The organism is Winogradskyella sp. ECml5-4 (assembly GCF_036903175.1).
Taxonomy (GTDB): domain Bacteria; phylum Bacteroidota; class Bacteroidia; order Flavobacteriales; family Flavobacteriaceae; genus Winogradskyella; species Winogradskyella damuponensis.
Map to the genome: position 1 here is coordinate 221,410 of NZ_JAYJLF010000001.1, position 26,885 is coordinate 248,294.

19 protein-coding genes are annotated in these 26,885 nt (G+C 33.0%); 9 read left to right on the top strand and 10 right to left on the bottom strand.

All coding sequences use genetic code 11. The annotated features are described in order from the left end of the window. Positions 1–47: 47 nt before the first annotated feature. Positions 48–1,664, bottom strand: coding sequence for a phosphoenolpyruvate carboxykinase (ATP) (gene pckA, locus VDP25_RS00930; RefSeq protein ID WP_334465654.1), 1,617 nt, complete (start codon positions 1,662–1,664; stop codon positions 48–50). A 65-nt stretch (positions 1,665–1,729) separates the two neighbouring features. Continuing rightward, positions 1,730–2,119, bottom strand: a complete 390-nt coding sequence (locus VDP25_RS00935; RefSeq protein ID WP_334465657.1) for a DUF423 domain-containing protein — start codon at positions 2,117–2,119, stop codon at positions 1,730–1,732. A gap of 82 nt (positions 2,120–2,201) precedes the next feature. On the opposite strand from VDP25_RS00935, the gene VDP25_RS00940 reads away from it, so the two are divergent. After that, a complete protein-coding gene (locus VDP25_RS00940; protein ID WP_334465660.1) occupies positions 2,202–3,566 on the top strand; it encodes a saccharopine dehydrogenase family protein in 1,365 nt (454 codons plus the stop codon). Positions 3,567–3,656: 90 nt separating this feature from the next. Continuing rightward, the gene (locus VDP25_RS00945) at positions 3,657–4,127 is read left to right on the top strand and encodes an Lrp/AsnC ligand binding domain-containing protein (protein WP_215927423.1); all 471 of its coding nucleotides are present in this window, start codon (positions 3,657–3,659) and stop codon (positions 4,125–4,127) included. Positions 4,128–4,130: 3 nt separating this feature from the next. On the opposite strand, the gene VDP25_RS00950 is transcribed toward VDP25_RS00945, so the two are convergent. From VDP25_RS00950 to VDP25_RS00960, 3 genes are all read right to left on the bottom strand, one after another. After that, the gene (locus tag VDP25_RS00950) at positions 4,131–5,168 is read right to left on the bottom strand and encodes an aldo/keto reductase (protein ID WP_334465663.1); all 1,038 of its coding nucleotides are present in this window, start codon (positions 5,166–5,168) and stop codon (positions 4,131–4,133) included. 230 nt (positions 5,169–5,398) lie between these two features. Then, on the bottom strand, positions 5,399–6,358 hold the full coding sequence (locus VDP25_RS00955) for an OmpA family protein (RefSeq protein WP_334465666.1): 960 nt from the start codon (positions 6,356–6,358) through the stop codon (positions 5,399–5,401). 52 nt (positions 6,359–6,410) lie between these two features. Next, positions 6,411–7,172 (bottom strand): exodeoxyribonuclease III, encoded by a 762-nt coding sequence (locus VDP25_RS00960; RefSeq protein WP_215926897.1) that lies wholly within the window; start codon positions 7,170–7,172, stop codon positions 6,411–6,413. A 202-nt stretch (positions 7,173–7,374) separates the two neighbouring features. Here VDP25_RS00960 and VDP25_RS00965 point away from each other — a divergent pair, with 202 nt between their 5' ends. The 4 genes from VDP25_RS00965 to VDP25_RS00980 all read left to right on the top strand — a co-directional run bounded on the left by VDP25_RS00965 (position 7,375) and on the right by VDP25_RS00980 (position 16,801). Continuing rightward, on the top strand, positions 7,375–10,815 hold the full coding sequence (locus VDP25_RS00965) for a hypothetical protein (RefSeq protein WP_334465671.1): 3,441 nt from the start codon (positions 7,375–7,377) through the stop codon (positions 10,813–10,815). A 59-nt stretch (positions 10,816–10,874) separates the two neighbouring features. Further along, on the top strand, positions 10,875–11,264 hold the full coding sequence (locus VDP25_RS00970) for a hypothetical protein (protein WP_334465673.1): 390 nt from the start codon (positions 10,875–10,877) through the stop codon (positions 11,262–11,264). Between the two features lie 66 nt (positions 11,265–11,330). Beyond that, positions 11,331–15,653 (top strand): CusA/CzcA family heavy metal efflux RND transporter, encoded by a 4,323-nt coding sequence (locus VDP25_RS00975; protein WP_334465675.1) that lies wholly within the window; start codon positions 11,331–11,333, stop codon positions 15,651–15,653. 2 nt (positions 15,654–15,655) lie between these two features. Next, positions 15,656–16,801 carry an efflux RND transporter periplasmic adaptor subunit gene (locus VDP25_RS00980; protein WP_334465677.1) on the top strand — a complete coding sequence of 382 codons (1,146 nt, stop codon included), beginning with the start codon at positions 15,656–15,658 and terminating at the stop codon, positions 16,799–16,801. Between the two features lie 107 nt (positions 16,802–16,908). Here the strand turns inward: VDP25_RS00980 and VDP25_RS00985 are convergent, their stop codons facing one another. Together VDP25_RS00985 and VDP25_RS00990 are read right to left on the bottom strand one after the other, a co-directional pair. Continuing rightward, positions 16,909–18,447: a glycine--tRNA ligase gene (locus VDP25_RS00985; RefSeq protein WP_334465680.1), complete on the bottom strand. Its 1,539-nt coding sequence runs from the start codon at positions 18,445–18,447 to the stop codon at positions 16,909–16,911. A 77-nt stretch (positions 18,448–18,524) separates the two neighbouring features. Then, the gene (locus tag VDP25_RS00990; protein ID WP_334465683.1) at positions 18,525–19,430 is read right to left on the bottom strand and encodes a hypothetical protein; all 906 of its coding nucleotides are present in this window, start codon (positions 19,428–19,430) and stop codon (positions 18,525–18,527) included. A 70-nt stretch (positions 19,431–19,500) separates the two neighbouring features. Here VDP25_RS00990 and VDP25_RS00995 point away from each other — a divergent pair, with 70 nt between their 5' ends. After that, positions 19,501–20,178 (top strand): ComF family protein, encoded by a 678-nt coding sequence (locus tag VDP25_RS00995; protein WP_252723667.1) that lies wholly within the window; start codon positions 19,501–19,503, stop codon positions 20,176–20,178. A gap of 82 nt (positions 20,179–20,260) precedes the next feature. Further along, the gene (locus VDP25_RS01000) at positions 20,261–21,874 is read left to right on the top strand and encodes an Ig-like domain-containing protein (RefSeq protein ID WP_334465688.1); all 1,614 of its coding nucleotides are present in this window, start codon (positions 20,261–20,263) and stop codon (positions 21,872–21,874) included. Here the strand turns inward: VDP25_RS01000 and VDP25_RS01005 are convergent. The 3 genes from VDP25_RS01005 to VDP25_RS01015 form a co-directional block, all read right to left on the bottom strand. Beyond that, positions 21,858–22,640, bottom strand: coding sequence for an amidohydrolase (locus VDP25_RS01005; RefSeq protein ID WP_334465691.1), 783 nt, complete (start codon positions 22,638–22,640; stop codon positions 21,858–21,860). The two genes, VDP25_RS01000 and VDP25_RS01005, sit on opposite strands and share 17 nt — an antisense overlap. A 104-nt stretch (positions 22,641–22,744) precedes the next feature. Continuing rightward, the gene (locus VDP25_RS01010) at positions 22,745–23,356 is read right to left on the bottom strand and encodes a hypothetical protein (protein ID WP_334465693.1); all 612 of its coding nucleotides are present in this window, start codon (positions 23,354–23,356) and stop codon (positions 22,745–22,747) included. Between the two features lie 52 nt (positions 23,357–23,408). Continuing rightward, positions 23,409–24,551, bottom strand: a complete 1,143-nt coding sequence (locus VDP25_RS01015; RefSeq protein WP_334465696.1) for a methionine aminotransferase — start codon at positions 24,549–24,551, stop codon at positions 23,409–23,411. A 170-nt stretch (positions 24,552–24,721) separates the two neighbouring features. On the opposite strand from VDP25_RS01015, the gene VDP25_RS01020 reads away from it, so the two are divergent. Continuing rightward, entirely contained in the window at positions 24,722–26,851 is a 2,130-nt protein-coding gene (locus VDP25_RS01020; protein ID WP_334465699.1) for a S46 family peptidase, read from the top strand. Positions 26,852–26,885 lie beyond the last annotated feature (34 nt).

Below are 26,885 nucleotides of genomic sequence, written 5' to 3' on the forward strand. Positions count from 1 at the left end.
GCGATTCTAAAATTTAGAATCGCTTTTTTGGTTTTTATAAGTTATGTCTAAAACGAATAACGTTGAGGCCCTCCACGTCTTACTTCTTCTGAAGCATAAGACTCAAACTTTTTAAAGTTCTCTCTAAAGGCATTAGATAATTTAAATGCCATAGTGTAATAAGCTTCATCATCATTCCATGTCGTTCTTGGACTTAACACTTCTGTTGGTACTCCTGGACAAGTTCTTGGCTGAGCAACACCAAATACAGAGTGTATATGATAATCTTCATAAGTATAATCATTTAAGTCACCATTTAAAGCGGCATTAATCATAGCACGTGTGTATTTTAATTTCATACGTGTACCTACTCCGTAAGGACCACCTGTCCAACCAGTATTTACCAGCCAAACATTAACACCAGCTTCTTTCATTTTTTTGCTTAACATCTGAGCATATTCTGTTGGATGCAATGGCATAAATGGTGCCCCAAAGCAAGCTGAAAAACTTGGCACAGGCTCTACAACACCTGCTTCTGTACCAGCAACTTTTGCGGTATAACCAGAAATAAAGTGATATGCTGCCTGACTTGGAGTTAATTTAGATATTGGAGGCAAAACTCCAAAGGCATCTGCCGTTAAGAAAAATATATTCTTAGGATTCTTTCCTATAGAAGGCTTTCTAATATTATCAATATGATAAATTGGATAACTTACTCTTGTATTTTGTGTAATAGATGTATCAGCAAAATCAACATTGCCTTTATCATCCATAATAACATTTTCTAAAATTGCACCTTTTTTAATAGCCGCAAAAATCTCAGGTTCTTGTTCTTGAGACAAGTTAATCACTTTAGCGTAGCAACCACCTTCAAAATTAAATACAGTATTTTCTTTAGTCCAGCCATGTTCATCATCACCTATTAAACTACGATTAGGATCTGTAGAAAGTGTTGTTTTTCCTGTTCCAGATAAGCCAAAGAAAATTGCAGTATCTCCATCCTTACCAACATTAGCACTACAGTGCATTGGTAATGTATTTTTATATACTGGAAGTATGAAGTTTAAAGCCGAAAAGATTCCTTTTTTAATTTCACCTGTATAACCCGTTCCTCCAATTAAAGCAATTTTACGCGTAAAATCTAAAATTGCAAAGTTGTGCTGACGTGTACCATCAACTTCTGGATCTGCCATAAAACCAGGTGCGTTTACAACAGTCCACTCTGGTGAAAAGTCATTTAATTCGTCTTCCGTTGGACGCAAAAACATGTTGTATGCAAACATATTGCTCCAAGGATATTCATTAATAACTCTAATATTTAATTTGTAATTCTCATCTGCACAAGCGTAACTATCACGTACATAAATTTCTTTTTCAGACAAATAATCAGCTACTTTGTCATAAAGTTTTTGAAATTTATCACTATCAAAAGCAATATTGATGTTTCCCCACCAAACTTTGTCTTTAGTGATATCATCTTTTACAATGAACCTATCTAATGGAGAACGACCAGTAAACTCACCTGTGTTAACTGCTAAAGCACCAGAAGAAGACTCTACACCTAATCCTTTAGAAATGGTTTCAGCGTGTAATTCATCTGAAGATAGTTGATAATTAACTTTTGCATTTTTAATTCCATATTGATCCAACGAAATCGTTTTCGTTGATTGGGAATGATTTGCCATAATATTTGTGTTGTTTAGTACTGCAAAACTATAATTTTATTTTGAATCAGCATATATGATTTACATTAATCGACCTTATTTCTAATTATACCGACTAACATCACCACCCAAGCTAAAATTAGTAGTAATCCGCCTACAGGCGTTATAACTGCAATCGTCTTAAAATCAAAGCTTGAAAGCGCATTTGTAGCCAACCCATAAATAGATCCTGAAAAGAAAACAACACCTAAAATCACTAAATATAAAATTGCTTTTTTTATTTTTAAATTCACAAAAGAAGTGCTTCCTATAATTAGAAGAAAGAAGGCATGGTAAAGTTGATAACGCACACCTGTTTCAAAGGTTTTAATAGCATCTGGCTCTACCAGTTTTTCTAAACCATGTGCTGCAAAAGCACCTAAAATAATACCTAAAATTCCTAAAACAGATCCAGTAACTAATAATGTCTTGTTCATAATAAAAAATGTGAATTCGGTTTATTATACCTCTTGTATTTATTACATTCGTACAATACAAAATTAGTTATATAAACTCATTATGCGAAACATATTAATCATTGGAGCAGGAAAATCTTGTTCTTATCTTATAAAATATTTACTAGACAATTCACAATCAGAAAAGCTTCATATTACCATTGGAGATCTCAATGTAGATAACGCTAAAAAACTCGTTGGATCGCATCCTAATACAGATGTTATTCATTTAGATGTCTTTAATGCCAAATCTAGAGTTGCTGCAGTTAAAAAAGCAGATATTGTCGTTTCAATGCTGCCTGCACGTTTTCATATTGAAGTTGCCAAAGACTGTATTACCTATAAGAAGAATATGGTTACAGCCTCTTATGTTAGCCCAGAAATGCAAGCCTTAGATGCCGATGCCAAAGCCAATAACCTCATTTTTATGAATGAAATTGGTGTAGATCCTGGTGTAGACCACATGAGTGCTATGCACGTAATAGACCGTATTAGAGATAAAGGTGGTAAATTAATTTTATTTGAATCTTTTACAGGTGGCCTAGTTGCCCCTGAAAGTGACAATAACCTTTGGAACTACAAATTTACTTGGAACCCAAGAAACGTTGTACTTGCAGGACAAGGTGGCGCTGCTAAATTTTTACAAGAAAACCAATTTAAGTACATTCCTTATAACCGTTTGTTTAGACGCACCGAATTTTTAGATGTTGAAGGTTACGGACGTTTTGAAGGTTATGCCAATAGAGATTCTTTAAAATACCAAGAAGTGTATGGCTTAGACCATGTTAAAACTTTATATCGTGGAACCATTAGACGCGTTGGATTTAGTAGAGCTTGGAATGCCTTTGTACAATTAGGCATGACAGATGATAGCTACACTATTGACGATAGCATTAATATGAGTTATCGCGATTTTGTTAATTCATTTTTACCATATAGCCCAACCGATTCTGTAGAGCTTAAATTTAGACACGCCCTTAAAATTGACCAAGACGATATGGTTTGGGATAAGTTTTTAGAACTCGATATTTTTAACCCTAAAAAGATGGTAGAGCTTGACAAAGGCACTCCTGCTCAAATTCTTCAGAAAATCTTAATGGATAGCTGGACGCTTAGTCAACAAGATAAAGATATGATTGTAATGTATCATAAATTTGGATACGAACTCGATGGTAAAAAACACCAAATTGATGCCACCATGGTTACTCTTGGTCAAGACCAAACCTATACTGCAATGGCTAAAACCGTAGGTTTACCTGTAGCGATTGCTACTTTAGCGATTCTTAACGGTAAAATTAAAACGCCAGGAGTTCAAATTCCAATTACAAAAGAAGTATACACTCCAATTTTAAAAGAATTAGAATCTTATGACGTTGTATTTAAAGAATATGAAGTGCCTTATTTAGGTTACAACCCATTAAGTATTTAAACAAAAATTTATATAGATTAAACAATGAAAGCGTTTCAAATTGAAACGCTTTTTTTATCTTTAGCTTTCAATTTATTAGAACCTAAATTCATGAAGATTAACGACAATGGTATTTATATCGATGGTATTGATAAAAAAATACTACGCGCACTAATGGAAGATGCTAGAACACCAATTTTAGAAATTGCTCGTAACGTCGGAATCTCGGGTGCAGCTATTCACCAACGTTTAAAAAAACTAGAAAAATCCGGCCTTTTAGCTGGTTCTAAGTTTATCATTAACCCAAAAGCATTAGGTTATACCACTATGGCATTTGTAGGTGTTTACCTCGATAAAGCCATAAGTAACCCAGAAGCCGTAAAACAATTACGAAAAATTCCTGAAGTGATCGAATGCCATTACACCACTGGGAATTGGTCTATTTTTATTAAAATTCTTTCAAAAGACAATGAGCATTTAATGCATGTTCTTAATTCTGAAATACAAAGTATAAAAGGAGTGTCTCGTACAGAAACGTTTATCTCTTTACAAGAACAGATTAATAGACAAATTAAAATCTAAATTTTATGGTGCAGGATTAGGAATCTCTGCATGCACAGCATTAATAGCTTTCAAGACCTCATCAGATAACGATATATTTATACTATCAATATTCTCTTCTAATTGCTTAAGGTTAGTTGCTCCTATGATATTACTAGTTATAAAAGGTCTATCATTGACGAACGCTAAAGCCATTTGTGCTAAAGACATATTATGATCTTCTGCAATTTTTAAATAACGTTTTGTAGCTTCTGTAGCATTTGCACTATTATATCTTGAAAAATGCGAATACACATTTAGTCTTGCATCTTTTGTCGCTGTTCCTTTTATGTACTTCCCTGACAATACACCAAATGCCATTGGCGAATAGGCTAATAAACCTATATGTTCTCTATGAGCAACTTCTGCCATATCACCTTCAAAAACTCTATTTATTAAAGAATAAGCATTTTGAACTGTAATCATTCTTGGTAAGTGATGCGTTTTAGATTCTTCTAAATAGCGCATTGTTCCCCAAGCCTTTTCATTAGAAATACCGACTTGCCTTATTTTTCCAGATTTTATAATCTCATCTAAATTGTGAAGAATTTCAATAAAATTATCTTCCCATTTATCATTTAAATTATACTTATAATCTCTAACTCCAAAAGTATTGGTTTGACGCTCTGGCCAATGTAACTGATACAAATCAATATAGTCGGTTTTTAAACGTTTCAAACTACTATTTACCGCATCGTTAAGCGCTTCTTTACTAAAACCGTTAGTTCTTATATGAGCTGTATAATCTCCAGTTCCAGCAATTTTTGAAGCTAAAACAACCTTATCTCTGTTTCCTGTTTTAGCAAACCAATTGCCTATAATACGTTCGGTTTCTGCATAAGTTTCCTTTCTTGCGGGAACAGGATATAACTCTGCTGTATCAAAAAAATTAACTCCTTTATTTAAAGCAAAATCCATTTGAGCAAAACCTTCGTCCTGAGTGTTTTGATTGCCCCAAGTCATGGTGCCAAGGCATATTTTGCTAACTTTTATATCCGTATGTGGTAGTGTTGTGTATTTCATAGCACCTCCTGCGAAAGCAGGAATCTCATTTTAATTATACTTCATTTTCTAATCTAGGTTTCAACTTACTGCCTAAGCTATCTTTAAGCAAAATATATTTTGCGTTCAATTAATGCTTACCTAGACATGACAAACAAAAATAAGAAGACCTCACAGGTAATAACAACTTGTGAGGTCTAAATGTTTGTTAAGGTTTCTAACCTAAGGACTTCTGCGTTTGCAAGAATTTGTTATATCTCATTCAATAACTTAGAAATCTCATCTAACTTCGGTGTTAGAATCACCTCAATTCTTCTATTTTTTGCTTTTCCTTCTACAGTATCATTTGTGGCAATTGGCGCAAATTCTCCACGACCTGCTGCTGTTAAGTTTTCAGGATTAATCGCGTCATTTTCTCTAAGAATATTTACAATGGCTGTAGCACGTTTTGCAGACAAATCCCAGTTACCACTCAATTGCGCGTTGCCTTTATATGGTACATTATCCGTATGACCTTCAATTAAAACTGAGATTTCAGGATTTTCAGCCAATACACTACCTAATTGTTTTACCGCTTGCTTTCCTTGTGCTCCAACATACCAACTTCCAGATTCAAACAACAATTTGTTTTCCATAGAAATATAGACTTTACCATTGCGTTGCTCCACGGTTAATCCTTTACCTTCAAAATTAGTTAAGGCTTTAGAGATAGCATCTTTTAGTTTATGCATTGCAGCATCTTTTGAGGCAATAACATTTTCTAATTCTGCAACACGTTGCGAACGACTTTCTAATTCTTGTTTCAAAGTATTTAAACGTTCATTCTCCGCTGCTAAAGCTTGTTCTTTAGCTTCTAACTGCGCTAAAAGTTCTCTATTCTTTTGAGCATTTTTTGCAATGGAAGCCGAACTATTTTCTTCTAAAGCTTTGTAGGATGCTTTTAAAGTTTCAAGATTTGTTTTGGCTGCAGCATAATCTGCTTGAAGCTTATCACGATCAGCAACAGCAGCATCATAAGCTGCTTGAAGTTTATTTAAATCGTTACTTAGTTTCGTTTTATCTTTAGATAAGGTTTCTAATTCATCAGACATACTGCGATTTTCCTTTTTAAGGTTCGCGTATTTATCTTCAAGATCTGTGTAAATCTTCTTTGACACACAAGATGAAAACAATGTAATTGTTAATGCTAAAATTGAAAGTTTTTTAATCATGATTTTGAGGCTATTTTTATTTTTATTAATCGTTTTGTAATTGCTTAAGACCTTATATATCTAATTCAAGCATAATCGGGCAATGATCACTATGAACCGCTTCCGTTAATATAACGCTGCGTTTTATTTTTTCTTGTAATGGTGAACTTACCATGGCGTAATCCAATCTCCAACCTTTGTTATTTGCTCTAGAATTTGCTCTATAGCTCCACCATGAATATTCCTGGCGCTCAGGGTGTAAATATCTAAAACTATCTATAAACCCACTATCTATAAATGCTCCTAACCACTCACGCTCTTCTGGTAAAAATCCTGAAACCCCTTTCATTTTTGGGTTATGAATATCGATTTCTTCATGACAAATATTATAATCTCCACAAACCACTAAATTTGGTTTTTCAGTTTGTAATGCGCTCAAATACTCCTGAATAAGGTTCATATATTCAAACTTATGCGACAATCTAGCGTCGTTAGTCCCAGATGGTAAATACATACTCATTATTGAAACCTCATCGTAATCGACTCTGATATTTCTCCCTTCAAAATCCATAGACTCTATTCCTGTTCCAAACTCAATATGATTAGGCTTTTTTTTGCATAAAATAGCAACTCCACTATACCCTTTTTTCTGAGCACTAAACCAATAATTATAATCGTAACCAGCTTCAGTGAACACATTGAGGTCTAATTGCTCTTCCATGGCTTTAATTTCTTGTAAACAAACCACATCAGGATCTGTTGCTTTTAACCATTCTATAAAACCTTTATTTAATGCTGCCCTGATACCATTTACATTATAAGAAACTATTTTCATGTATTTATATTTATTGTTTTCCAATGGTCACATACGATTTGCTATTTATCACTCTTTTAACAAAAAAGTTTAAGCATGCCTGTTCCCTTATCATCATTTTTTTGATGAACTGCTAAATTAAATAATACGCTACTTTTACACCATTATTTTAAGCTTCATTTAACGATAAAATATTTTAAGTTTAAAACAGTTATTATTCTACATGAAACATTCGTTACTTTTTCTATTATTTCTAACTGCTTTTTGGGGCTTTTCCCAAGAACAGGACAATAATTTTAGACAAAAAAAAGTAGCCGTTAAAGATATTATTCATATTGATTCTGTAAGTGTTAATCCATCGCGTTTTCTTGTAAAGACCAAAGACAATAAAATTATAGACTCTACACTATATACTGTAGATTTTGCTAAAGCCATCTTACGTTTTAAACAGCCTAGTGAACTTGACACCATTCAAATAGATTATTTACGTTATCCTAAATTTTTGACTAAGGTTTACAGGCAATTGGACGATGCTGTTATTGTAGAACGTTCGTCACAATTTCAACAACTTTATACCTTACAAAATACCACTTCAAAAGACACCTTTACTCCTTTTGACGGTTTAACAACTTCGGGAAGTATTTCTAGAGGTGTTACCATTGGCAACAATCAAAATTCCGTATTAAATAGTGAACTCGATTTACAAATTTCAGGAAAACTGAGTAATAAAGTCTCATTAAGAGCCTCTATTCAAGATGCTAATATTCCACTGCAAGAAAGCGGGTATTCACAACGACTAGATGAATTTGACCAAGTTTTTATTGAATTATTTAGCGACGATTGGAACATTCGCGCTGGAGACATCGATTTGGAAAACACAACTAGTTATTTTGCTAATTTTTCTAAACGTGTACAAGGACTTTTAGTAAGTGCTAATTTAAGTGATAAAACATCTGTTTTTGCATCTGGAGCTTTAGTACGAGGCCAATTTACGACCACGCAATTTACAGCACAAGAAGGCAACCAAGGTCCATACAAACTACGTGGTTCTAATAATGAACTGTATGTACTCATTGTATCTGGAAGCGAAACAGTTTACGTTAACGGACTACCTTTAGAACGTGGAGAAAACAACGATTATATTATTGATTATAATGCTGGCGAGATTATCTTTAATTCTACATTTCCCATCACTTCCGAAATGCGTATTACAGTAGATTATCAATTTAGTGAGCGGAACTATTCGCGTTTTACCATCTTTGGAGGTGGAAATTTTAAGACCGAAAAACTAAACCTAAATGTCTCTGTATATTCTGAAAGCGATGCTAAAAACCAACCTTTGCAACAAAATTTATCTACAGAACAAACTCAAATTTTAGCAGATGCTGGCGACAACCAAGAGTTAATGACAGCGTCTTCTGCTACACCAACTTCGTTTTCTGAAAATCGTATTTTATACCGAAAAGAATTGCTTGGGTCTGAAGAAATTTTTGTGTTTTCTAATAATCCTGAAGACGAATTATTTAGTGTGCGTTTTACCTTAGTTGGCACAAATCAAGGTAATTATATCTTGAGTAATTCTAATGCCATTAACAATATTTTTGAATACGTAGCTCCAATTGCTGGTGTTCCTCAAGGAAATTACGAACCTATTGTTAAGCTTATTGCACCTGAGCGTTTGCAAATTGCGGTTGTTAATGGGCAATACCAACCCAGTGAAAAAACAGATGTCTTTTTTGAATTAGCAGGAAGTAAAGCCGATCAAAATTTATTTTCAAAATTGGATGATAGCGATAATGATGGTTTTGCTGGAAAACTTACCTTAAAACAAAAGATCATTAAAACGGATAGCCTTTGGAATTTATCAGCTTTAATTGATGCCGATTTTATTCAAAAAGATTTTAGAACTATTCAACGTTTGTACAGGGCTGAATTTAATAGAGATTGGAACTTAGACACTTCAGAAACCGACCAAGGAAATTTTAACTTCGGTAACCAACTGTTATTTACAACAGGACTTAAATTATCCCATTTAAAAAAAGGCACAGCTACTTACAACTTTGAACACCTAAATTACTCAGAAAACTTCAATGGCAACCGACATCAAATCACAACTAATTTGAAGTTAGGAGATTTTACTATTTTTTCAAACTCTAGTATTTTAAATAATGAAAGCACCATTAATCGCTCTACTTTTTTAAGATCTTTTAATCGTGTCGTGTACGGTAAAAACAACAAATGGACTGGTGTAAAATTTGCTACTGAAGACAATGAGCAACGTGTTATAGCAACCGATTCCTTAACACCTTTGAGTCAAAAATTTAAAGCTTACGAAGCTTTTGTTGGTATAGGAGACAGCACCAAGGTTTTTGCAGAAGTTGGATACATTAAACGATTTAATGATAGTTTAAGAACTAATAATTTAGAACGTGTAAACAGTTCTAACACCTATTATTTAAAATCGCGATTAATTCAGAACAAAAACACAACGCTTCAGTTGTTTGTCAATTATAGAGATTTAAAATCCGAAGATAGTAGTATAAAGGATGAGCAAAGTTTAAATAGTCGCTTAAATTATAATCAAAAATTATTCAACAACCTTCTGGTTTTAAATACCAGTTTTGAAACCAATTCAGGAACATCACCTCAACAAGATTTTACTTATGTTGAAGTAGAAGCAGGACAAGGAGCTTACACATGGATAGACTATAACGAAAATGGCATTCAAGAATTAAACGAATTTGAAATTGCGCAGTTTACAGACCAAGGCAGTTATATTAGAGTACTATTACCCAATCAGGTTTTTGTGCAAACACATCAAAATAGGTTTGGACAAACAATTACTATTAATCCGCAATCTTGGAATGTCTCAAAAAATAAATCGAAGCAATTTTGGTCTCATTTTTATGACCAAACATCCTTTATTGTAGATAGTAAAAAATTTAAAAATGGGAATTCATTTAATCTAAATCCTTTTGAAGCCTTAAAAGATGATTTAGATACTGAAGAATTTATATCCTTAAACTACAGTGTTAGAAATGTATTGTTTTTTAATAGAGGAAAACAACACTACACCACCTCATATACATTTTTAACTAATAAGAGTAGAAATTTACTTTCTACAGGTTTACAACAAAATAAAACGAACAGTCATCAGCTTAATTTTAACCATAAATTTAATGTGAATTGGCTCGTAAACACATTGGCTAGTTTAGGTAAAGACGACAGTAAAAGCCAGAATTTCACCAATAGAAATTACACCATTGAAGAATATCAATTAAAACCAAAATTGAGCTATTTATTTAGTGAGAATGCACAGTTTGATATATTTTACCAATACACCTCTAAAGAAAACACTATTGGAAGTTTAGAAAGTCTAGCACAGAATAATTACGGCTTATCTTTTACCTATAACAACGCACAGAAAATTGCTTTAACAGGTGAATTTAACTTCTTTCAAAATGAATTTGAAGGCAACTCTAATTCGCCTGTTGCATACCAAATACTCGAAGGTTTACAACCAGGAAAAAACTTTACATGGAGCTTATTAGCACAGAAAAAACTGACCAAATATTTAGATTTAAATTTGAATTACTTTGGACGTAAATCGGAAACTTCTAAAGTAATACATACCGGAACAATTCAGTTAAAGGCTTATTTTTAAGCGATATGTAACCATTATTACATAGTCTAAATACGAAAATTTGTATCTTCGTAATCGTTATGAACAAAATAGTAGCTTTTACATATTCAATTTTGATACTTTTTCAAAGTTTCAATATAGGCATAGAAGATCTTTCTAAGTTTAGAATATTATTGGAGCATGCTGAGTTTCATAAAGAAATGTACGGAGACACCTTTTATCAGTTTCTAGCAGAACATTATGGAGATGCCAAGGTTGATCACGATAATGAGCATGATGAACATCAGGATTTACCATTTAAAGATGCACATCAATTATGTTCTCACATGAGCATCCCTTTTATAAATCCTATAATTGCTTTTAATTTTACTCCTCAAAGTTTTATAAAAACTCCTTTCAACTTTTATTACACAGATTCTCATACTAATTTTGAGAAACTATCTGTTTTTCAACCACCCAAACACGCATAATTCATTTTTAGATTTTTAATCCTGTTTATTAAAACGGGCATTTATTAAATTTTATCTTTTTGAATTATGTTAGAACACATTATAAAGTTCAGCTTAAAAAACAAGCTGATTATTTTCCTGTTTACAGCATTTATTATTGGTTTTGGTATTTTATCCTTAACCCAAATTCCTATTGGAGCTGTTCCAGATATTACTAATAACCAAGTACAAGTTATTACCACATCGAGCAATTTATCGACGCAAGATGTTGAACAATTCATTACCTATCCTGTAGAATTGGAAATGGCAAATTTGCCAGGTGTAGAAGAAATCCGTTCCGTATCAAAATTTGGCCTTTCTGTAGTTACCATTGTTTTTGAAGATGATATGGGCACCTTTCTTCCTAGACAACTGATTGCCGAGAAAATAAAATCGGCAACAGAAAAAATCCCAGAAGGTTTTGGAAGTCCAGAAATGGGACCAATCACAACAGGTTTGGGTGAAATTTATCAATACATTTTAGATGTAAAACCGGGTTATGAAAACCAATATTCTGCAACCGATCTAAGAACCATCCAAGATTGGGTTGTAAAACGCCAACTTTCTGGAATTCCTGGGGTTGTTGAAGTTAATACTTGGGGCGGATTTTTAAAACAATACGAAGTTGCCATAAATCCGAAGCAATTACATGCTATGAACATTTCGATTTCTGAAATTTACAATGCATTAGAAAAAAATAACAGTGTTGCTGGTGGTGGTTATATTGAAAAAAATGATGAATCTTTTTTTATTCGCGGTGAAGGTTTAGTGAAAACCTTAGACGATATTGAAAATATTGTAGTTAAAAATGTAACGACACCAATATACATTAAAGATGTTGCCAAAGTTGGTTTTGGAAGCGCTACACGCTTTGGAGCTATAACTGGAAATGGTGAAGGCGAAAAAGTTTTAGGGCAAATAATGATGATTAAAGATGGAAATTCTAAAGCCATCATAGATGCCGTAAAAGAACGCGTAGCATCCATACAACATACCTTACCAGAAGGTGTGTTTATCAATGGTTTTTTAGAACGTAGCGAACTCATTAACAAAACGACTTTTACAGTTTCAGAAAACTTAATTCTGGGCTCACTCATTGTCATTTTTGTGGTGGTTTTGTTACTTGGAAATCTGCGTTCAGGCTTAGTAGTCGCTTCTGTAATTCCTTTAAGTTTATTGTTTGCCATTTCTATGATGAATGTGTTTGGCGTTGACGCCAACTTAATGAGTCTTGGTGCTATCGATTTTGGAATCATTATAGATGGCGCTGTTATTATCGTAGAGTTTATTGCTTTTCAAATTATTTCGCAAAGCGATAAATTAAAAGCACTCCATAAAGAAGCAAAACAGACAGAAATTGATGCTATTACACTAAAAAGCGCCTCTAAAATGATGAATTCTGCCATTTTTGGACAATTAATCATCTTAATTGTTTTCATTCCTATTTTAGCTTTAAGCGGTGTGGAGGGCAAAATGTTTAGACCAATGGCTTTGACCTTTAGTTTTGCTTTAATTGGTGCCATGTTGTTGTGTTTAACCTACGTTCCTGTGGTAGCTTCGTTATTTCTAAAACCTAATAAACAATCATCAAAAAACGTTTCGGTACGTTTAATGAATATTATTAATAAAGGGTATCAACCTATTATTAATTGGTCCTTAGCCCATAAAAAAGTGGTCATTATAGTATCGTCACTTTTATTAGCAATTAGTGTTTTAATATTCAGTAAAATGGGAGGTGAATTTGTACCGACTTTAGATGAAGGAGATTTTGTGATTCAACCCGTACTTAAAACGGGAACTTCATTAGGAAAAACCATAGAAATTACTACAAAAATAGAACAGATTCTACTTGACAATTTCCCCGAAGTAGATCAAGTGGTTACAAGAATTGGTGCGGCTGAAGTCCCAACAGACCCAATGTCTATGGAAGAAAGTGATGTTATTATAAAACTAAAACCTAAAACGGAATGGGTCTCTGCAGCGAGCAAAGATGAATTGGCAGATAAATTTAAAGAAGCACTCGCCATAATTCCTGGCATGGATGTCGAGTTTACCCAACCTATTGAAATGCGTTTTAACGAACTCATTACAGGAGTTAGAGCAGATGTGGCCATTAAAATTTTTGGTGATGATTTATCCGTTTTAGCAAAAAAAGCAGATGACGTTAAAGCCTTAATTGAACATGTTGAAGGAGCTTCCGATATTATAGTTGAAAAAGTTGAGGGCTTACCACAAATGAGTGTGATTTTCAATCGGCAAAAAATAGCACGTTATGGTCTTAATATTTCAGATATAAATCATTTGATTTCAATGGGATTTGCAGGAGGAACGGTTGGTAATGTGTTTGAAGGAGAAAAGCGGTTTGATTTAGTGATGCGTTTAGATGAACCTAGCAGAAAAAATTTGGCTAGCCTTCAAGACTTATATATTGATGTGCCTAACGGAAACAAAATTCCATTAAGCGAATTAGCAGATATAACATATACAGAAGGACCTGCTAAAATTTCTAGAGACGATACTAAACGTCGCATTGTTGTTGGTATTAATGTTAGAAATAGAGATTTAGAATCGGTAGTAGATGATGTCAGATCAATTCTCAACACCCAATTAAAACTTCCTGTTGGCTATACGATTACTTACGGAGGTCAATTCGAAAATTTACAAAGTGCTAAAGACAGATTATTAATTGTTGTTCCAATTGCCTTGGCTTTAATTTTTATACTCTTGTATTTTGCTTTTGATTCAGTAAAGGAAGCTTTAATTGTATATTCTGCCATTCCTCTCGCTGCAGTTGGTGGCATTTTATTATTATGGTTACGCGATTTACCATTTAGCATCTCGGCAGGAGTTGGGTTTATTGCACTCTTCGGAATTGCTGTCCTTAACGGCATTGTATTAATTGAACATTTTAAAGCCTTACAAGAAGAAAATGCGAATGAAACGATTGAATCCTTAGTAAAACGAGGAACTACTGAACGTCTAAGACCTGTATTATTAACTGCTTTGGCAGCCGCATTAGGATTTCTACCAATGGCCATTTCAACCAATGCTGGCGCAGAAGTGCAACGCCCTTTAGCTACTGTGGTAATTGGAGGCTTATTTACCGCAACCATCTTAACCTTAGTGGTTTTACCCGTTTTATACACATGGTTTAAACAAAAAACAGTTTTAAAAATGAATAAAACAACAGTTGTTACCATTATTGGTTTTCTATGCATGTGGAATGGCAATGCACAATCTAAACTTACCGTAACACAAACTTTAGATTTAGCAATAGAAAACAACGCTAGCTTAAAAGCGTCTAAATTACAAATTGAAAAAAGCGCTGCTTTTGTTGGAAGCGCCTTTAGTTTTGATAAAACAGAGCTCTATTATAATTATGACGAAAACAATATGGCTATAAATAATGAGCCCTTAAAAGTGTTTGGTATTGCTCAAAATTTCAAATTTCCAACGGTTTATTTTGCTGAAAAAAATGTAAATAAAGCCTTGGTTAATTTAGAAGAATCTAAACACAACATACAGTTTCAGCACATTAAAAAGCAAGTTTATTCGGCTTTTTATCAGTTGAGTTATATGAAGCAGAAGGCTGAAACCTATCGGTTTTTAGATAGTTTATATCAAGACTTTGCTAAAAAATCGGCACGCCGTTTTGAGCTCGGCGAAACCAATTACCTAGAAACGATTACTGCAGAGTCTAAACAGAAACAACTTGAAACCTTGTATAAACAGGCTTTGCAAGATGTAGCGTTTTCTAAAGAGCAATTAAAAGCCATTGTACAAGTAGACACTTTAGACATTGTAGACAAAGACTTAGTAAAGCTTAACTTACAAAGCCCTTCGCTTCAAGATAATTCTGGTTTATTGTATTTTGAAAATGCTAAAAAGTATCAAAATGCACGTTATAAAGCTGAAAAGCAAAACCTATTGCCAGACCTTAATTTTGAATATTTTCAAGGAACAAACGACCAATTGAACACCCATATAAAAGGCTATCAATTTGGCATAAAAATTCCGCTACTGTTCTTTGGAAATTCTTCAAAAATTAAAGCCTTAAAAATTGCTAAAGACATTATTACAGAACAAAAACAAGATTATGAAGTGCAATTAAATGCCGAATATAAATCACTTTTAACCACACTAAGCAAATACAACGCAGCTGTAAATTATTACGATACACAAGGAAAACGTTTAAAAGATGAAATTATAAAAACAGCCAACCGCACGTTTAAAGAAGGTGAAATTGACTTTTTTCAATACATCCAAAGTTTAGAAACAGCTAAAGATATTGAGCTGTCTTATCTAGATAATTTAAACGCTTACAACCAAACTGTCATCAACATTAATTACCTTATTTTAAAACTATTTTAAAAATGAAATATCTACATATTATAATATTCGCGCTGCTTATCACAGCTTGCGGAAAAGAAAAAAACAATGTATTGGAAGTTACACCAACTGAAGAGGTTCATGAGGATATAACCGTCACACAAGCACAATTTAAAAGTGAAAACATGGCTTTTGGAAGTATAGAGGAATTTGATTTTAACGAAGGCATAAAAGTCAACGGCATGATTGATGTGCCACCACAAAACAAATCGAGTATTTCAACTTTTATTGGTGGCTACGTTACTAAAACACCTTTATTAATTGGTAGCGAAGTAAAAAAAGGCCAACTTTTAGTTACGCTTGAAAATCCTGAATATGTCGAAATTCAGCAAAACTATCTAGAAGTCGCCGAGCAATTAAATTACTTAAAATCGGAATTTAACAGACAAAAAACCCTATTTGATGAACAAATTACGTCTGAAAAAAATTATTTAAAAGCAGAAAGCACCTATAAAAGCAACTTAGCACACTACAACGGCTTACGTAAAAAATTACAGATGATGCATATTAATCCACAACGTGTAGAACAAGGCACTATTTCGTCAAGCATTAATTTATATGCACCAATTGACGGATTTGTAACTAAAGTAAACGTGAGTAATGGCACCTATGTTTCTCCAAGTGATGTTATTTTAGAAATTGTGGACACACATCATGTTCATTTGGAATTATCGGTTTTTGAAAAGGATATAATGGCTATTAAAAAAGGACAAAAAATTAGATTTCAGATTCCTGAAGCTTCAGATAAAACCTTTAATGCAGACGTTCATTTAGTGGGCACCACAATTGACGGAGAGAGTAGACGAGTTCAAGTTCATGGTCATATAGATAACGACGAAGATCATTTTATTGTTGGCATGTTTGTAGATGCTGAAATTATTACTGATAGTACAAAACGCGTAGGTTTACCAAAAGAAGCGATAATTAGCTTAGAAGAGGCTAATTATGTTCTGGTTTTAAAAACGAAAAAAAACAATGAATTTCATCTCGAAAAAGTAAAAGTAACTATTGGAAAAGCAACAGAAGACGTTGTAGAAATTTTGAATTCGGAAGGTTTAAAAAACAAACAAATCTTAGTAAAAGGTATTGGCATGTTACTTAATGAAAGTGAAGGTGGACACAGCCATTAATTCTTTTCTATTATTAACATGGTCTTTTATAAAAAAACACCCAAACGTTATAGGTTTGGGTGTTTTTCGCTAAATATGAATATTTGTAATTCTTTTTTTAAAGCAATTTACATACGTTGAAGCCAATGTTTAACATCTACTTCAGCTTTTATAATAGCTTTTAAGTCTTCAATCTTAACACGTTTTTGTTCCATAGTATCTCTATGACGAATCGTAACAGATTGGTCTTCTAAAGTGTCATGATCTACCGTAATACAAAAAGGTGTTCCATTAGCATCTTGCCTTCTGTAACGTCTTCCAACGGCATCCTTTTCATCGTAAGTCACGTTAAAATCCCATTTTAAATCGTCTACAATCTGTTTTGCTACTTCTGGTAAGCCATCTTTTTTTACTAATGGTAAAATAGCGGCTTTGGTAGGTGCTAAAACTGCTGGTAATTTTAAAACGGTTCTCGTCGTATTATTATCTAATTCTTCTTCCACTAGAGCATTTGAAAACACTGCTAAAAACATACGATCTAAACCTATAGAAGTTTCTAAAACATATGGTGTATAGCTCGCATTATCTTCATGGTCAAAATATTGAAGCTTTTTACCAGAAAATTCTTCATGTTGCTTTAAATCGAAATCTGTACGCGAGTGGATGCCTTCTAATTCTTTAAATCCAAATGGGAATTTAAATTCTATATCAGTTGCAGCATCAGCGTAATGTGCTAATTTTTCGTGATCATGGAAACGGTAATTATCTTCACCTAAACCAAGAGACTTATGCCATTTTAAACGTGCATCTTTCCAATACTCAAACCATTCTTTTTGAGTCCCTGGTTTAATAAAAAACTGCATTTCCATTTGTTCAAACTCACGCATTCTAAAAATAAATTGTCTCGCCACAATCTCGTTTCTAAATGCCTTTCCGGTTTGTGCAATTCCAAAAGGAATCTTCATACGTCCCGTTTTCTGAACGTTTAAGAAATTTACAAAAATACCCTGTGCCGTTTCTGGTCTTAAATACAGATCCATTGCAGATTCTGCAGATGCGCCAAGTTTAGTTCCAAACATTAAGTTAAATTGCTTAACATCGGTCCAATTGCGACTTCCTGAAATAGGACAAGCAATTTCTAATTCTTCAATTAACGCTTTTACGTCTGCTAAGTCCTCTTTTTCTAAAGATTGCCCTAAACGTTTTAAAATAGTATCGATTTTTTCTTGGTAACCAACAACACGTCCGTTAGTAGAAACAAATTCTTCTTTATTAAAAGCTTCTCCAAAGCGTTTTTCTGCTTTTTTAACTTCTTTGTCGATTTTCGCTTCAATTTTAGCACAATAATCTTCTACTAAAACATCTGCTCTATACCGTTTTTTAGAGTCCTTATTATCTATTAAAGGATCACTAAATGCATCGACGTGGCCAGAAGCCCTCCATGTGGTTGGATGCATAAATATTGCAGCATCAATTCCTACAATATTATCATGCATTTGTACCATGGCTTTCCACCAATAGTCTCTAATATTTTTCTTTAATTCTACTCCATTTTGAGCATAATCATATACTGCGCTAAGTCCATCGTAGATTTCACTACTCTGAAACACGTAACCATACTCCTTTGCGTGAGAGATTACTTTTTTAAATTGATCTTCGTTTGCCATAATACTGCAAAAATAGAAAACCGCTCTGATTAACAGAACGGTTTTTCAAAAATTATATCGTTATTTATTTACTTCTATTATATTAGAATAATACTTGTACTCCCTAATTTTATATTTCTGTGAAAGATATTGATAAAATAATGTCCTTTTTGAAAAGGTTGCTCATCCTTATCTGCAATAATTGCAGTACAAATTTCTAGATTTTCGTTATCATAATTTACAATTTCTCTTTTACTGTAATTTAATGATGCATCACCAAAAACCACTTCTCCTTTATCAGAAATCACGTTTCCTTGTGGACTCACAATTTGAATATAAATATCTTTTTTTCCTTTTAATGCTAGTGGATTTTCATTCAACGTTACACACACATCAATGGCATTGGCACGTTTTGCTTTATCTGTAAAACGTTTTTTACCAGACTTTAATTTATAAGATGTTGCATTAACATTACTCGCTTTTAAAATCGCTGCATTATAAATAGATTTGTGTAATGAGTCATTGACTTCTTCCAAATCACTATTAACCACTACTAATTCATTAATAGTACTTTTATTTTTTTTAATAGTATTTAGAGCATAACGTTTTTCATTCTGCAATTTAATATTAGCAGAATTTAGCGAGTCAATGGTGCGAAGTAGCACTTTACTCTTAGATTTTAAAACTACAAGCTGCTCTTTAAACTTAGTGATAATGGATAAATCACTATTTAATAATCTTAAAGAATCTAAGGCAACCTTAGTCTCTAATTTTGCTTCTTGGAGCTGAGAAGCCATAAGATCATAGTCTTGGCTCAGTTCGTCATAACTTAATAACAAGTCTGATAGTTCGGTTTCTATCAAAACTTTTTCTTGTTTTAAGAATTCTTCATAGGATTCATTTGACTTATATTTATTAAAGCTATATATTCCTAAAACAGTTAAAACGACTAATAAAGAACCTATAATTAATCTATAGTTAAATAATTGAGGGTTAACTATCATTATTATTTTTCTTAATTTAATGCGAAATTAGAGTTAATTGTACAGCGATTTTATTTTATTCGATTAAGTGATGAAAAACTTGTTAAACTTGTTCTTTCCTAAGGTTTGCGAAGCCTGTAATTATGTTTTAAGCGATAATGAGATGGTTATTTGCACATCTTGCAGACACCATTTGCCTATTACCAACTTTCATTTTGATAATGCTGAAGACGTAAAAAAGGTTCTTTACGGCAGAGTAAAATTAGAAAATGCAACAGCATTACTACATTTTTCTAAAAAAGGAATTGTACAACAAATGCTTCATAATTTAAAGTACAAAGGCCATGAAGCTATTGGAGGTTTTTTTGGCAAATGGCTTGGCTCCGAATTAGCAACTGTTGAAGCTTACAAAACTATTGATGTTGTTGTGCCTGTACCATTGTATAAATCCAAATTGAGAAAACGCGGTTATAATCAAGTCGCTAAATTTGGTAAAGAAATAGCTAAAGCATTAAATATAGACTATAACGATAGGGTTTTAATAAAAACAAAAGCATCCAAAACACAAGTTTTTAAAGGCCGTATAAAACGTTGGAACGATGACGGAGCATTATTTGATATTTCTGAAAACAAATCTTTAACAAAAAAGCATATTTTATTGGTTGATGACATTATCACAACTGGCGCTACAATTGAAGCCTGTGCTTCTGTTTTGTTAAAAATTGATAAAATTAAGTTAAGTCTTGCTACAATGGCAATTGCCGATTGATTTTTTCGTTTTAACACTCAAAGCATATATGTTTTGAGTAAAGACATTTATATTGTTTCTTTGTGCTAAATTATTTTGATAGATGCGTTTACATTTAATGCGAATTTTAAGTCTGATTTTAATTGCAATAAGCATTATTAGCTGTGCCAATCGTGGTACACCAACAGGTGGTGAAAAAGATACAGAACCACCTGTAATAACGCAATCTAATCCAAAGAATTATTCTACAAACTTTAAAGGAAAAACGATTAAAATTCATTTTGACGAATACGTTAAAATTAAAGATCTTAGGAAACAACTTATTATTTCTCCTCCAATGGATTTAGATCCTATTGTAACACCTGCAAGCGGAGCAAGCAAATATATTTCTATCACCATTCAAGATACTTTACAAGACAATACGACTTATGCTTTTAATTTTGGTGAAAGTATTGTAGATAACAACGAAGAAAATCCATACCCTTATTACCGCTATGTATTTTCAACAGGAAACACCATAGATTCATTATCTGTAAAAGGACATATTGAAGATGCTTTACTTAAAGAACCAGACACATTTGTTTCTGTAATGCTTTACGAGGCAGATTCTACCTATACAGACTCTATAGTTTATAAGCAGAAACCAAGATATATCACAAATACACTCGATAGTGTCACGACCTTTAATATTGAAAATATTAAGGCAGGCACTTATAAATTGATTGCTTTAAAAGACCAAAATTCGAACTATAAGTTTGATCAAAAAAACGACAAAATAGGGTTTAAAGAAGGTTTTATAACAGTGCCAGCAGATTCCACTTCTCACAAACTAACATTGTTTAAGGAAAATGTAAACTTTAAAGCCTTAAAGCCAAAGCAAGATGGAGAAACTAGAATTATTTTTCCTTATGAAGGAGACTACGAAAACATGCGAATTGAAGTCTTAAGCGACAAACCCGAAGGCTATAAAACCCGAATCGTTAAAGATAAAAAAACAGATACCTTATATTATTGGTATAAACCAAAATTTGAAATAGACACCACATTTTTCGTTGTTACAAATGAAAAATATGTAGACACTTTTAAACATCGTTTTAGAACTATAAAGGCAGATTCTTTAAAAATAACAGCCTTAACTAAAGGAACTATAAATTATGACGATGATTTTGCTATTGAAGCAAACATTCCATTAACTCAAATTGATACCACAAAAATTAAATTAACAACTAACGATTCGCTTTCTGTACCTTATAAAGTGAAGTACGACTCCATTTTTAATACCTATTTATTTGCTATTAATAAACAAGAAGGACAAAAATACGACTTTACCATGTTGCCTGGTACTTTTACTGACTTTTACGATAACACGAATAAAGACACGCTAAATTATTCCGTAAAAACAAAGATGAAATCTGAATACGGAAACATAAGAGTGAACTTAAAAAATGCTGAATTCCCTTTAATTGTTCAATTGGTAGACAATAAAGGTGAAGTGATGTATGAACAATACACTACTGACGCTCCTGCTGTAGATTTCACAAATTTAGCACCAAACCAATATGCATTACGTATTGTTTTTGACACCAATGGCAATGGCAAATACGATACAGGAAACTTCTTATTAGGTATTCAACCAGAACGGGTTAGTTATTCAGAACCCATAGACCCTGTCCGTTCTAACTTTGATTTTGTTATTGATTTTAAATTTCAAGAGTAAAATTATCTCTATCGTTTAAGAAATTTAATTTTTCTCGGTATTTTTTAATAGCCGCTTTATCTAAAGAGACCATTTCAACAACATCTTGGTTTTCTAAAATAGTATCCAGCCTATTTCCTAAAACATCGTAAGCTGCAGAGTGTCCAGAATATTCAAAATTATTTCCGTCTAGTCCTACTCTATTCACTCCAATACAATAAGCCATGTTCTCGATTGCTCTTGCTTTTAACAAAGCATCCCATGCGCCTATTCTAATTTTTGGCCAATTGGCAACATAAATTATTAGATCGTAATCTTCAACATTTCTTGCCCAAACAGGAAATCGCAAATCATAACAAACTAGCGGACAAATTTTCCAACCTTTATAGCTAAAAGTTACCTTCTCTGTTCCTGCAGTATAAACCTTATGTTCTCCCGCTAAAGTAAAGGTGTGACGCTTGTTGTATGTGGTAATTGTGCCAGATGGCTCTACACAAACCATACGGTTATAAAACTTACCATTTTCAGAAATCACAAGACTTCCCATAATTACAGCTTGCTTTACCTTGGCTTGTTTTTTTAGCCAAACTATGGTGTTTCCTTCCATAGTCTCGGCAACCTCAGCAGGATTCATTGTAAAACCAGAGGTAAACATTTCTGGTAATACTACAAGATCAACGTCTGCTGAAATAGCAGCTATCTTATAACTTAGTAACCTCCTATTTTCCTCTGGATTTTCCCAAACTAATGCCGTTTGAACAATCGCAACTTTCAATTCTGAATTCATAGCTTAAAATTACAAATTTGAATTCAAAAAAAAGCAACCTAAAAAGTAGATACAATAATCTATCTACGTTTTAGATTGCTTTAATAAATTAATAAAGCTGACTTCTATAATTTACTTTTTGCCTTAGCTACTTTATTAGTTAGCTTATCCAATTTATCAAGCCACTTGATTTCGTCTTGAGGCGATAGCTTACCTTTTCTTTTTAGCTTTTCGTATTTCTTTTGCGATTTTTCAAGATTGCTTTCTGCTTTTTGAAAATTCTTTTGAAGCTTTTCTTTTTTCTTTATTTCCTTTTCAGCCTTTTTCTGTGCTTTTTCTGCTTTTTTTTGAGCTTTCTCTGCTTTTTTATTCTCTTTTTCTAATTTTTCGGCTACATCTTCTTTTTTCTTTAATGCCTTCTCTTCTTCTTTCTTAAGCTTTGCAGCTGCTTTTTCAGATTTCACGGCTTCGGCCTTTGCTGTTTCTGCCTCTAATTTTGCCTTTGCTTCAACCTCTTTAGCTTTTGCCGCGGCTTCTACTTTAAGTTTTTCTGTAATTACAGCCGCTTCTTTAAAAATCAATGTTTTTTCTTCTAAAGTTAAGCTTTCAGTAACATCTTGTCCTCCTAAATAGATTTTCTCATTTTTTACTTCATACGTTTTTCCATCTTTAATTACTTCTTGTGCAAAAGTAGAAAGCGATAAACCTAAGAATAATAAGATCATATAATATTTCATGATATAAATTTTATGTTCATAGTTTAAGACACAGAAATCTATAAAAAGTAACTTAAATTTTACATAAAATTTCAGAAGCCCTGATTAAAGTATCATCTGTTTTGGCAAAACAAAATCGCAATACCTTATCATCCTTACCATTATCATTAAAAACGGATAATGGAATGGCTGCAATCTTAAAGTCTCTAGTTAAGCGTTTTGCAAAATCTACATCATAATCATCTGTAATTTTAGAATAATCTAATACCTGAAAATAAGTCCCTTGTGATGGTTGAAACTTAAATCTAGATTCTGAAATTAAATTCAAAAACAAATCACGCTTCTGCTGAAAAAAAGCATTTAACCCAAGGTATGTTTTGGAGTCTTGCATATAATCTGAAATCCCTTTTTGAGATGGATGATGTACAGAAAACACATTAAACTGATGGACTTTTCTAAACTCAGACATTAATATTTCTGGCGCACAACAATAGCCAATTTTCCATCCTGTGTTATGAAATGTCTTTCCAAAAGAAGCCGTTATAAAACTGCGTTGCTTTAAATCTTCAAACAGACAAGCACTTTGATGTTGTGCATCATCAAAAACAATATGTTCGTAAACTTCATCACTTAATACAATAATATTAGTGTTATTAGTTAATTTTTGAAGTTGCAGCATATCCTCTTTAGACCATATCGTTCCACTTGGATTGTGTGGCGAATTAATAATAATCATTTTTGTCTGAGACGAAATTTTTGAAGCCACCTCTTCCCAATTCACCTTATAATTAGGTGCAGATAATTGAATCGGAATCGTTTGTCCACCATTAATTTCAACAGCAGGCTCATAGCAATCGTAGGCGGGCTTAAATATAATTACCTCATCATTTGGCCTCACAAAAGCAGAAATGATTGTATAAATGGCTTGGGTTGCTCCGGCTGTAACTGTAATTTCTTTTTCAGGATGGTAAGAGCTGTTATACAATAATTCATATTTATGAGCAATAGCCATACGCAACTCTAAATTGCCTGCCATTGGTGCATATTGGTTATAACCATTATTCATCGCATTGGTAACAAAATCATTTAATTTTTGAGAACTTGGATAATTAGGAAACCCTTGTGATAAGTTTAGGGCATGATGTTCTTTTGCCAAAGCACTCATTACAGTAAAAATGGTTGTACCAACATTGGGTAATTTTGAATTGAAATTCATGTGTTTATATGTATTATCTTTTAAGAGTCACATGCTGGTAGTTAAAATCATTTGCTAGGATATTGAAACTTTTCACATGTTGTTTCATAAAAAGTAGTCTTTATATACAAAAACATTAAAGATATAAAACAAGCTTTTCTATCTTTACAAAAACTAATAAAATATTAATCATGCGCTTATTAAAAATTCTTTTTCTTTTCGTTGTTTTTCAAGCTTCTGCTCAACAAGGCGGTATGTGGATTCCTTCACTTTTAGAAGGTATGAATGAAGACGAAATGCAAAATTTGGGCAGTAAATTAACCGCTCAAGATATTTACGATGTTAACAATTCTAGCTTAAAAGATGCCATTGGTCATTTTAATGGTGGTTGTACTAGTGAAGTGATTTCTGACCAAGGTTTAGTACTTACCAATCACCATTGTGGTTATGGTCAAATTCAATCCCATTCATCATTAGAAAACGATTATTTAAAAGATGGATTTTGGGCCATGAATTTGGAAGAAGAATTACCAAATAATGGTTTATTTATTGAATTTATTGTGAGTATACACGATGTTTCAGAAGTGGTTTTAAAAGGTATTACCGATACCATGACTGAAACAGAAAAGCAATCTCTAATTTCTAAAAACAGTAATGCAGCCATGAAAACATGGCCAAGAGAATCGTGGCAAGATGTAAAAACAAAAGCCTTTTACGAAGGAAATCAATATTTCCTTTTTGTTACAGAACGTTTTGATGATATTCGTTTGGTTGGTGCTCCGCCAAGTAGTATTGGTAAGTTTGGAAGTGACACCGACAACTGGGTATTCCCAAGACATACTGGCGATTTTTCTTTGTTCAGAATTTACGCCGATGCTAATAATCGTCCGGCAAAATACAGCAAAGACAACAAACCATACAAGCCAAAACATTTTCTTCCTATCTCTTTAGATGGTGTTGAAGAAGGCGATTTTACTATGGTGTTTGGTTTCCCTGGAACCACAAGTGAGTATTTACCAGCTGTTGCCATAGAACATATCACAAAAGATTACAACCCTACGAACATTGCAATTCGTGAAGCAGCTTTAAAAGTCATTGATCAAAAAATGAAAGAAAGCGATGCCGTTAGAATTAAATATGCCTCTAAACAAGCGAGAATTGCTAACGCATGGAAAAAATGGATTGGAGAAAACTTAGGTATTAAAAGAAGTAATGCTGTTGAAAAACGTCGCGAATTTGAAGCAACATTCACTAAAGCTTTAAAAGAAAAAGGACTTGAAGACAAATACGGAAATATTCTTCCTGAATTTGATAAACTTTATAAAGATTTTGCCCCAATTAATATTAAACGCAGAAACTTTATTGAAGTCTTTTTAGTAACTAATGAGCTTATGCAAATGACCTTTAGAGCTTACCAGGTTGAGCAAGCCTTAATTGCCAATCCTGAAAATCTTGAAAGAGGAAAAACCGTTTTAACAGGTCAGTTAGAAAGCATTCATAAGAATTACGATGTTAATTTAGACAAAGGTGTGTATCAAAATGTAATGCCTTTATACGGAAAATCTGTAGATGCCTCAATTTACGATAAAACAGCATTTACCAACTTAGAATCGGCTTTACAATTACTTGAAGGTGATACAGAGACTGTAATTAAAAATCTAAATAACGATGCTGCTTATGCGTATGCAAAACCAATAATCGAAGAATTTTTCAATACTATTGATGCTGAATACCAACAAAAAAATGCTCCTATAACAGCATTGCAAACACAATATATGACAGCACTTATGGAAGCGTTACCTAACGAGCGTTATTTTCCAGATGCAAATAGTACACTTCGTGTCACTTACGGCCAAGTAAGAGGCTATTCACCAAGAGATGCTGTGTATTACAATCCTGTAAGCTATTTAGATGGTGTCATTGAAAAATACATTCCAGATGATTACGAATTTGATGTACCTCAAAAATTAATTGAACTATACGAAGCCAAAGATTACGGACAGTATGCAGACAGCAACGGAAAAGTACCTGTTTGCTTTTTAGGAACGAATCACACAACTGGTGGAAACTCAGGAAGTCCTGCGATAGATGCTCATGGGAATTTAGTAGGCTTAAACTTCGACAGAGTTTGGGAAGGGACCATGAGTGACATGAATTACGATCCGGAAATTTGCCGAAACATTATGGTAGATTTACGTTATGTACTTTTTATTGTTGATAAATATGCTGGAGCAAAACATCTGATTGATGAGATGAAATTGGTTCACCCTAAAACCGATAACTCTAAGAAAAAGAAGAAAAGAAAGAAGAAGAAAAAGTAATCAGTTCTTTAGTCTTCTGTAGGTCTTTAACGAC